Origin of the sequence: Mesorhizobium sp. LNHC229A00, assembly GCF_000502415.1 — a bacterium.
In the GTDB taxonomy this organism is placed as follows: Bacteria; Pseudomonadota; Alphaproteobacteria; order Rhizobiales; family Rhizobiaceae; genus Mesorhizobium.
In genome coordinates this window covers 1-1073 of record NZ_AYWQ01000116.1, presented here as the reverse complement: position 1 = coordinate 1073, position 1073 = coordinate 1, and the positions used below count along the sequence as shown (strand labels likewise).

Annotated in this window: 2 protein-coding genes; both read left to right on the top strand. The window is 57.4% G+C overall.

Features of this window, described 5'->3' with window-relative positions; all coding sequences use genetic code 11:
• The first annotated feature begins 305 nt into the window (after nt 1-305).
• A complete protein-coding gene (locus X742_RS0139560; RefSeq protein ID WP_023784873.1) occupies nt 306-512 on the top strand; it encodes a hypothetical protein in 207 nt (68 codons plus the stop codon).
• 10 nt (nt 513-522) lie between these two features.
• Nucleotides 523-663: a hypothetical protein gene (locus X742_RS01000000171240; RefSeq protein WP_023775640.1), complete on the top strand. Its 141-nt coding sequence runs from the start codon at nt 523-525 to the stop codon at nt 661-663.
• Nucleotides 664-1073 lie beyond the last annotated feature (410 nt).

Sequence of the window (1073 nt, the reverse complement as noted above, 5' to 3'; positions counted from 1 at the left end):
ATAGAGCCGGCCAACGGCCGAACCCGATCGGGAATGTCTGGAAAAACCTTTTCTCAACTCGAGGCTAGGCCACATCAATGGCCGGTTCAAGAGAAAAGTTACTACTGCTGGCGAGATCGGATTTGTGAGCGAGCCGCGGCCATCGGAGCCGGTTCACAAGTGGCCGTGCGCCAGTTGAAACTCCGGTATCTCCCGGGCCGAACCGCAACGGGCGCCGATTTGGCATGCAGCGAGTTCGCTAAAGGGTGCTATGGAGGGGCTGGGCAAGTTCGCCGAGCCAACTCCCGACATTCGAGGTCAACTTCGTGCGTGAACCGTCGCCGCTGCCCGTCTTTGGAAAACTTGGCGCCAAGGCACCCGCCGCCCTGGTGGCCGCACCGGCCGTGTCGGCGCGTAGCGCGGCACGCCTGCGGGAGATGCTGACCGCGCATGGCGGCATGGCGCTGAAGCTTTCGGTTGTCGCCTGGACGGTAGCGGTCCTGGGCATGGTCTTCTTCGTGTTGCGAGGCTGAGCCACACCGCATGGCCAATCATGCACCGCGCATGGACTTGCCCCAAGGCTGGGCCATCATCGATGTCTTGACCGGTCAGCCTGCAGTACTCAGGCAAAGGGTGATGGTCGGCATGAACCCGAAAAATGCCGATATGGTGTCGATCAGATGAGTGTCCGAGACGTCAAGTGCCGGGAGAGGGCTGAGTGTAAGTCCTGCCCCGTCTCATCGCCTTGACGCATTCATGGACTGAAGATCGCTTCGCGCTTTATCTGGAGTTGCGGCTGCGTCTCAGCCGAAATCATCCGATGTCAGCACATACAGGCTCTTGCGGGTGCGGCCGTAGGCCTTGGNCTGCTTGTCGACAAAGCGGGCTTCAGCTTTTTGCATGATCGTCTGATTGCCGTCGGCCATTGAAGAAATCTCCCTTGCGCATGAAATCGTGAAAGCGAACTTGTCCGATAAATAGGCGCTCGACCGGAAAAATTCAATTTTTGAAAATATTTGGCCGACTTCGGATATCAGGAAACCGGGTGCGAAACTAATACTTCCAACATTTAATTCCGTCCCCCGATAAATTTT

Coding starts and splice junctions, on each gene's coding strand:
- X742_RS01000000171240 (WP_023775640.1), top strand. CDS start 523: ATGGCCAATCATGCACCGCGCATGGACTTGCCCCAAGGCTGGGCCATC.